Below are 7,866 nucleotides of genomic sequence, written 5' to 3'. Positions count from 1 at the left end.
GCCTCGCGCTCTCCCCCGGGTTCGTCGACATGCACGCCCACAGCGACCTCGCCCTGCTGCGCGACCCCGACCACAGCGCGAAGGCGGCGCAGGGCGTCACCCTCGAAGTGCTCGGCCAGGACGGCCTGTCGTACGCCCCCGTCGACGACCGCACCCTCGCCGAGGTCCGCCGCTCCATCACCGGCTGGAACGGCGACGGGAGCGACATCGACTTCGACTGGCGCACCGTCGGGGAGTACCTCGACCGGCTCGACCGCAACTTCGGCGGCCGGGGCATCGCGGTGAACGCCGCCTATCTGATCCCGCAGGGCACCGTCCGGATGCACGCGGTCGGCTGGGACGACCGCCCCGCCACCGACGCCGAGCTGACCCGGATGAAACAGCTCGTCGCCGAGGGCATGGCCCAGGGCGCCGTCGGCATGTCCTCGGGGCTCACCTACACCCCGGGCATGTACGCGGACGACGCCGAACTCACCGCCCTGTGCCGGGTGGTGGCCGAGCACGGTGGCTACTACTGCCCGCACCACCGCTCGTACGGCGCCGGGGCGCTGGAGGCGTACGAGGAGATGGTGCGGCTCACCCGCACCGCGGGCTGCGCCCTCCATCTCGCCCACGCCACCATGAACTTCGGCGTGAACGAGGGCCGCGCCCCGGAACTGCTCGCCCTGCTCGACGGCGCGCTGGACGCGGGCGCCGACATCTCCCTCGACACCTACCCGTACACCCCGGGCTGTACGACCCTGGTCGCCATGCTGCCGAGCTGGGCGAGCGAGGGCGGTCCCGAGTCGGTCCTGACGCGCCTGGCCGACGACACCACGGCGGCGAGGATCCGCCACGACCTGGAGGTCGTGGGGTCGGACGGCTGCCACGGGGTGCCGATGGAGTGGGACACCATCGAGATCTCCGGCGTCAGCGTGCCGGACCTCGCCGGGTACGTCGGCCGTACGGTGGCCGAGTCCGCGCGGCTGCGGGGCGAGGAGCCCTGGGTGACCGCGCGGCGGCTGCTGCTGGACGACCGGCTGGGGACGACGATCCTCCAGCACGTGGGCCACGAGGAGAACGTCCGGCAGATCATGCGCCACCGCGTCCACACCGGCGGCAGCGACGGCATCCTCCAGGGCGACAAGCCGCACCCCCGGGCGTACGGCACGTTCCCGCAGTATCTCGGCCGGTATGTGCGGGAGTTGGGCATCCTCTCGCTGGAGGAGTGCGTCGCCCATCTCACCTCGCGCCCGGCGGCCCGGCTGCGGCTGGCCGACCGCGGGTACGTGCGCGAGGGCTACCGCGCCGACCTCGTGCTCTTCGACCCGGCGACGGTGGCGGCCGGCTCGACGTTCGACGAACCCCGCACCCTGCCGACCGGCATCCCGCACGTACTGATCGACGGCCGTTTCGTCATCGAGGAGGGGAAGCGGACCCAGGCACTGGCGGGCCGCTCGGTACGGTCCGGCAGCACGGCCGCCGCCGGGGCGCGGTAGTTTCCCGTCTCCCGGCCGGGGCAACCGGCTGGACATGAATATCTCTGCGACAGCCCGGAAGGGTCACGGAAAGGCGAGACGGGCGGGTGACAGTTCAGCCGTCGAGGCGGGCGGCCGGGCGGGATTCGTCGCCCGCGGAGTGATCTATGTCCTGGTCGGCGTCCTCGCGCTGCGCATCGCGTTCGGCGAGGGCGGGAGCGGCGAGAAGCAGGCGGACCGGGGCGGGGCGCTCGCGGAGATCGCGCAGAAGCCCTTCGGTTCCGTCCTGCTGTGGGTCCTGGGGGTCGCCCTGGCCGGAATGGCCCTGTGGCGGCTGTCCGAGGCGGCGTTCGGGGCCGCGGGGCCGGACGGGCGCAAGGCGGCCAAGCGCCTGGCCTCGGCGGGGCGCGCCGTCTTCTACGCCTTCGTGTCGTACTCGGTCCTGATGTTCGCGGCGGGCGACCGGGGCAGCGGCAGCGGTTCCGGCGACGCGCAGTCGAAGGACGTCACGGCACAGGTGCTCGGGATGTCGGGCGGGCGCTGGCTGGTGGGGGCGGCCGGCGCGGTCATCGCGGGGGCCGGTCTGTGGATCGCGGGCCGGGCGGCGCTGCGGAAGTTCCACAAGCATCTGCGGATGGGCGAGATGTCGCCCGCCGAGCGGCGTGCCGTGGACATCACCGGGGTCTTCGGCGGTGTGGCGCGAGGGCTCGTCTTCGCGGTCGCGGGCGGCTTCGCGGTGGCCGCTGCGGTGAAGGCCCGCTCGGGCGAGGCCAAGGGCATGGACGACACCCTGCGGTCCTTCGCCACGACTCCGGCCGGTCCCTGGCTGCTGGCCCTGATCGCCGTGGGCCTGATGGCGTTCGGCCTGTTCTCCTGGGCGAACGCCCGTCGGCGCAGGATCTGACCCGGGGCGGGGCGGACGGGCGGGGCGGCGCGGGGGAACCGCGCCGCCCCGCCCCGCCGCTGTCCGCGTCACGGCTTGGGCAGCGCACACCCTTCACGGTCGAGGTCGAAGACGTTGCCGGTGCCGATGCACGGCACGATGCCGTAGGTCTCCTGGGCGTAGTTGATGCCCTCGCGGACCGTCACCTGCCCGTTCTCGTCGACCTCGCACGGGTTGTTGTCCGTGCACTCCTGCCCGTCCTCGTTACCGGTGTTGTTGACGGCGACGACCTTGCCGGTGGCGTTGTCGATCACCGGCGAGCCGGACGTACCACCTATGGTCTGGCAGGCGGAGGTGTAGCGGACGGAGTCCTTCCAGGTCCACTCCCCCTCCTTGAGGCGGTACACGAACCCGTCGACGTTGCAGCTGTACGTGCGCTTCCAGTACCCGGACACGACGGTGATCGCGGTGCCCTGCACCGGGTGCGCGGTGTTGAGCTCCAGTGCCTTGATGCCGTAGGTGCTTTCGATCTGGGCGTACGTGGAGGTGAGTCGGTACACCGAGATGTCGGTGTCCGTCATCGTCCCGTACGCGATCTTGCTCGCCCGGAGTGTCCCGACACCGCTGCCCGAGGCGTTGAGCAGGGTGAAGCTGCGGGTGGACGGCTGGTTGAACACGACCTCGCCCGGGCCGGGGAATCCGGACTCCATGCAGTGCCCGTTGGAGAGCACGAGCGCGGGGTCGCCCGGCTGGGAGCCGGGCGTGCGGACGACCGAGCCCGAACAGTTGCTGAGCGCCACGGTCCCGGCGAAGTTGACCGCCTTGGGCCTGACCTTCGCGCGGACGGCCGCGTGGCCGGACGACGCCGCGTCCGCCGCCGTGCGGCTCGCGGCGGCCGCTGCCGCCCCGGCCGTGCTGGGCGCTGCCGCGTCGTGGCTTGTGGCCGCTGCCGCGGGCGCGGTGCCGGCTCCGAGGAGCAGCACCGCGAAGAGCGCACCGACGAGAGGCTTTTTCATGTGGGGGTCCCCTCAAGTGACCTGCGCAGAGCGTGGGAAGCCTCTGCGACCGAAGTTCTTCCGGTTTTGACATGCGCATGGTGGCGCACTGAGGGAAGGCCCACAAGGGGCGAATTCAGGTCACCAGGCCCTGCCGGTAGGCGTAGACGACTGCCTGGACGCGGTCCCGGAGCCCGAGTTTGGCGAGGATGCGGGACACGAAGGTCTTGACGGTCTCGGGACTGATCAGGAGGGTCACGGCGATCTCGCTGTTGGAGAAGCCGTCCGCGATGAGGCGCAGGACCTCCAGCTCGCGCGGGGTCAGCCCCGTGCCGTCCGGGGTGCCGCCGGCCGGCCGGATCCGGGCGGCGTACCGGCCCACGAGCCGGCGTGTCACCTCCGGGTCCAGCAGGGCGGCGCCCGTCTGCACGGTCCGGATCCCGTGCAGCAGGTGGGCCGGCGGCGCGTCCTTCAGGAGAAAGCCGCTCGCCCCGGCGCGCAGTGCCTCGTAGACGTACTCGTCCAGGTTGAACGTGGTCACGACCAGCACCTTGACGGGATGCGGCACCCCGGCACCGGCCAGCAGCCGGGTGGCCTCGATGCCGTCGAGTACGGGCATCCGGATGTCCATCACCACGACGTCCGGGCGCAGCTTGCCGGCCAGCTCGACCGCGGTCCGCCCGTCCCCGCACTCGCCCGCCACTTCGAGGTCGGGCTGGGCGTCGATGATCGTGGCCAGCCCGGTGCGGACGAGGATCTGGTCGTCGCAGACGAGAACCCGGATGGGCGCGGTCACGACGGGCTCCCGGCGGGTATGCGCGCCCGGACGACGAAGCCGCCGCCCGCGCGGGGGCCGGCGCTGAATTCGCCGCCCAGGACGTCGACGCGCTCCCGGAGCCCCACGAGCCCCCGCCCGCTCCCTCCGGGGACCGCCGCCCGCGCGCCGGACCCGTCCGTGCCGACCTCCACGGTGATCTCCCTTTCGCTGTGCCGCACCTGGACCGAAGTATGACTGCCCTGGGCGTACTTGAGAGCGTTTGTCAGCGCCTCCTGCACGACCCGGTAGGCCACGAGGTCGGCGCTGCCGGTCGACGCCGCCGGTGTGCCCTGCTCGGTGAACTCCACCTCCTGGCCGGCCCGTCGGGTCTGCTCCACGAGGGTGAGGATGCGGCCGACGGTCGGTGTCCGGGCCTCGGCACTATGGTCGGGATTGAGCAGGTCGAGGAGGTGCCGCAGATCGGTGATGGCCCGTCGGCCGGTGTCGGTGACCGTGGCCAGCGTCTCGTCGAGCCGGTCGGGTGCGGCGGTCAGATAGCGCGCCGCCTCGGTCTGTACGACCATCGCCGTCACATGGTGGGTCACGATGTCGTGGAGTTCGCGGGCGATGCGGGTCCGTTCGGCGAGGCGGGTGTCCTCGGCGATCCGGTGGCGGCGTTCGCTCTCCAGCTCCCGGGTCCGGCGCAGCCACGACCCGGCGCCCCAGGACAGGGCCAGGGCCAGGTAGAAGACCACGAAGCCGGCCAGGCTCTCCCCGGGCCCGAACCGCTGGAGCCCGGCCGCCAGCGCCACGTACGCCCCGGTCAGGGCGACCGTGATGGCGCGCCGGTGGCGTTCCAGATGGGATCCCGCGCTCAACAGGGCGACGGGCAGAGCGATGCCCGCGAGCAGGTGGTAGCCGCGGAGTTGGTCCACGGCGAAGCCGAGCGCCACCAGGCCGAGGGCGACCGCCGGCAGCCGTCGGCGTACGGCGAGCGGGAGCGTCTGCAGGGAGACGGCCACCACGCCCAGCACGTCGAGGGAGCGGGCCGGCATGGCGCCGATGTCCGTCCCGCGGTTGTAGAGCTGGGGCGTGAGCGACGCGACGAGGAGAAACAGCCCGAAGAGGAGATCGCGAACCGTGACGTCCAGCCGGCGCCACGGCTCCGCGATCCTCCGCATTCTGGTCACCGGGGAACTCTAGTGGTGGTTCCCGCCTCGACGACGCGCCGGCTGCGCCGGGGCAGCACACGGCCACGCCGGTGGGCCACCCACATGAACACCGCCGTCAGGAGCACGCCGAACAGCACCGCGTACAGACTGCCCTCCGGGCCGAAGTCACCGCCGGTCAGCAGCTTCGATCCCGAGGTCGCCGAGTCCAGGAGCCCCTGCGGGGTGTCGTTGCCCGACACCTCGGTGCTGAAGATGCCGGACGCGGCGAAGTTCCAGCCGAAGTGCACGCCGATGGGCAGCCACAGCGAGCGGGTGGCCGCGTACGCCGCGGCGAGCATGCCACCGGCCTCGACGGCGATGGCGATGGCACCCCACAGACTGGCGTTCGGGTTGGCCAGGTGCATGAGGCCGAACAGGGCCCCGGTCGCCATCAGCGAGATCCACGTCCCGGTCCGTTCCTCGATGACCCTGAACAGGATGCCGCGGAACAGCAGTTCCTCCGTCGTGGCAGCGGCCGCCATGAAGCCGATCAGCCCCATCGCGCCGGTGACCGAGCCGATACCGTTGACGTGGTAGTCGCCGACGAAGGCCAGGTTCAGGACGACCGCCCCGAACAGCGCCAGGCCGATCAGCGTCCCGCGGCCGGCGGCCGGCCAGGCTCCCTCGCGGGCCAGTTCGGTGACCGGACGGTGCTCGGTCCGTCCCACCACCCACCGGTAGGCCGGCACGGCGAGTGCCACGGTCAGCAGACCGAGAAGCAGCGTGAGCCACGGATTCCCGTCCACGGCGGCGACGCATTGACCTCCGATCATCCACACCGCGACGATGACCAGAAGCTGCCAGACGACTCTCATGCGTACTCCTCTGCCGGGCCCGCGGACGTCTCCCCGCGGCTACGCTCCGACGCTACGGATCCGGCGGACCGGAGTCGTCACCGCACAGTGGACACCTGCGCGTAGCTCGCACGGGGGACAGCCCGCCGTTCAGGGCCCGTTGGCCGAGCCCGAACCGCGGGCCGTCCGGCCGAGGTCACCGGCAGCGGACCCTCAGGCCGCCGTGTCCCGCTCCACCGGGATCCACAACTGCGCGTCCGCACGCGCCCCTTCGGGCGAGACGTGCACACGGAGGATCTCCGGCCCGGGCCGGCTGCGGTACGGATTGGACGGGAACCACTCCGTGAAGACGTCACGCCACAGGTACTGGAGCGCCTGGGGGAAGGCGCCCGAGCTGTCGAAGACGGCCCAGGTGCCCGCCGCGACGGGGAGTGCGTCCATGTCCTCGGGGACGGCCGCCGAGCTCACCACCCCGTGGTAGTAGTCCAGTTCGCTGCCCTCCGCCCGGCTGTCGGCGAGATCGTCGCTCACCTGGACGATGCCCTCCGGCTCCTGGTCGGACAGGCTCTTGATGCGTTCCACGGTCTCCTTGCCGAGGCTCCGGATGAACGTGGCGATGGCCGGATTCACCCCCTCGTGCACCAGCGGAACGCGCGCCTTCCTGCCCACCACACGGAACTCGTCCTTCTCCACGATCCGGTATCGCATGCTGTTGGTCCCTTCGACGACGAGACGGAAGGACATCCGGGGCTGGGACCGCAACGCGGCCCCGGTACGCCTGGCCTCGCCCGGACCGACACCGTGCACGGCCCGGAACGCCCGGGCGAACGCCTCGCCCGAGGCGTAGCCGTACCGCACGGCGACATCCAGCAGCGTCCGGTCCCCTGCCAGCACCTCGGCGCCCGCGACCGTGAGCCGCCTGCGCCGGATGTACTCCGACAGCGGTATCCCGGCGAGCGCGGAGAACATCCGGCGCAGGTGGTACTCCGAGGTCATCGCGATCCTGGCCGCCTCGGCGACGTCGATGTGGCCGTCGAGGCGGCGCTCGACGTACTCCATGGCCTCGTTCAGCCGCTCCAGCACCCGGGCCTCCTTCCTTGACGTCCACCACGCTAGGAAAGGACCACCCTGCCGCACCCGACATCCTGTGCCCGGTCCGGTCGGGTACCGGCCCGGGCACGGTGCACGGTCCGACCCACGGGTTCACGGCCCGTCGCACGGTGCACGGCCCGGGCACGGTGCACGGTCCGTCGCACAGATTCCGGCCCGTCGCACGGTCTGCGGCCGGTGACTGTCAGACCCGGCTGTCAGACTTCCGTCATGACCGATGCAGTGAAGGGCCCCGCGAGCTATTTCCCGTCGATCGAGCAGAAGTACGGCCGTCCGGTCGCGGAGTGGAAGGACCTCATCCGCGCCTCGCCGCTGACCAAGCACATGGAGATCGTGGCCTGGCTCAAGTCCGAGCACGCGATGGGCCACGGCCATGCCAACGCCCTGGTCGCCCACACCCTGGCCGAGGACAAGAACGCGTAGTCATGGAGGCCGACGGACCGCGACGCGCCGTGGCGCATGTCACCCGGTCCGGTCCGTCACGTCCCCGTTCCACCCCATTCCAAGCCCCGGCCCGGCCCGCGCCCGGGGTTCCCACGGCCGGCGGGCGCGGGCGCATGGCGATGGAAGCCGGGGCTTGGAATGGGGTGGAACGGGGACGTGACGGACCGGACCGGGTGACATGCGCCACGGCGCGTCGCGGTCCGTCGGCCTCCATG

At 71.9% G+C, this 7,866-nt stretch carries 8 protein-coding genes; 3 read left to right on the top strand and 5 right to left on the bottom strand.

Annotated elements, in window-relative coordinates:
• Together EAO72_RS31195 and EAO72_RS31190 are read left to right on the top strand one after the other, a co-directional pair.
• Positions 1–1,478: N-acyl-D-amino-acid deacylase family protein (locus tag EAO72_RS31195; protein WP_148022146.1), on the top strand; the 1,478-nt coding region annotated here is incomplete at its 5' end.
• A 34-nt stretch (positions 1,479–1,512) separates the two neighbouring features.
• On the top strand, positions 1,513–2,361 hold the full coding sequence (locus EAO72_RS31190; RefSeq protein WP_148020430.1) for a DUF1206 domain-containing protein: 849 nt from the start codon (positions 1,513–1,515) through the stop codon (positions 2,359–2,361).
• 68 nt (positions 2,362–2,429) lie between these two features.
• Here EAO72_RS31190 and EAO72_RS31185 read toward each other — a convergent pair whose 3' ends face one another.
• From EAO72_RS31185 to EAO72_RS31165, 5 genes are all read right to left on the bottom strand, one after another.
• Entirely contained in the window at positions 2,430–3,356 is a 927-nt protein-coding gene (locus EAO72_RS31185; protein ID WP_148020429.1) for a S1 family peptidase, read from the bottom strand.
• Between the two features lie 115 nt (positions 3,357–3,471).
• Complete coding sequence (locus tag EAO72_RS31180; protein ID WP_148020428.1) at positions 3,472–4,131, bottom strand: response regulator; 660 nt, start codon at positions 4,129–4,131, stop codon at positions 3,472–3,474.
• Entirely contained in the window at positions 4,128–5,273 is a 1,146-nt protein-coding gene (locus EAO72_RS31175) for a sensor histidine kinase (RefSeq protein WP_222724159.1), read from the bottom strand. Before EAO72_RS31175 ends, EAO72_RS31180 begins: the two co-directional genes overlap by 4 nt.
• A gap of 5 nt (positions 5,274–5,278) precedes the next feature.
• Positions 5,279–6,118 (bottom strand): CPBP family intramembrane glutamic endopeptidase, encoded by an 840-nt coding sequence (locus EAO72_RS31170; protein ID WP_148020426.1) that lies wholly within the window; start codon positions 6,116–6,118, stop codon positions 5,279–5,281.
• 192 nt (positions 6,119–6,310) lie between these two features.
• The gene (locus EAO72_RS31165) at positions 6,311–7,180 is read right to left on the bottom strand and encodes an AraC family transcriptional regulator (protein ID WP_148020425.1); all 870 of its coding nucleotides are present in this window, start codon (positions 7,178–7,180) and stop codon (positions 6,311–6,313) included.
• Positions 7,181–7,417: 237 nt separating this feature from the next.
• Here EAO72_RS31165 and EAO72_RS31160 point away from each other — a divergent pair, with 237 nt between their 5' ends.
• Positions 7,418–7,630: a DUF4287 domain-containing protein gene (locus EAO72_RS31160; RefSeq protein ID WP_148020424.1), complete on the top strand. Its 213-nt coding sequence runs from the start codon at positions 7,418–7,420 to the stop codon at positions 7,628–7,630.
• Positions 7,631–7,866: the final 236 nt, after the last annotated feature.

Origin of the sequence: Streptomyces sp. OR43, from assembly GCF_008042275.1 — a bacterium.
Taxonomy (GTDB): domain Bacteria; phylum Actinomycetota; class Actinomycetes; order Streptomycetales; family Streptomycetaceae; genus Streptomyces.
Note: the sequence above shows the minus strand (reverse complement) of the source record. Positions and strands in the feature narration are given on the sequence as shown.

Coding starts and splice junctions, on each gene's coding strand:
- EAO72_RS31185 (WP_148020429.1), bottom strand. CDS start 3,356: ATGAAAAAGCCTCTCGTCGGTGCGCTCTTCGCGGTGCTGCTCCTCGGA.
- EAO72_RS31190 (WP_148020430.1), top strand. CDS start 1,513: ATGAATATCTCTGCGACAGCCCGGAAGGGTCACGGAAAGGCGAGACGG.
- EAO72_RS31175 (WP_222724159.1), bottom strand. CDS start 5,273: ATGCGGAGGATCGCGGAGCCGTGGCGCCGGCTGGACGTCACGGTTCGC.
- EAO72_RS31170 (WP_148020426.1), bottom strand. CDS start 6,118: ATGAGAGTCGTCTGGCAGCTTCTGGTCATCGTCGCGGTGTGGATGATC.
- EAO72_RS31160 (WP_148020424.1), top strand. CDS start 7,418: ATGACCGATGCAGTGAAGGGCCCCGCGAGCTATTTCCCGTCGATCGAG.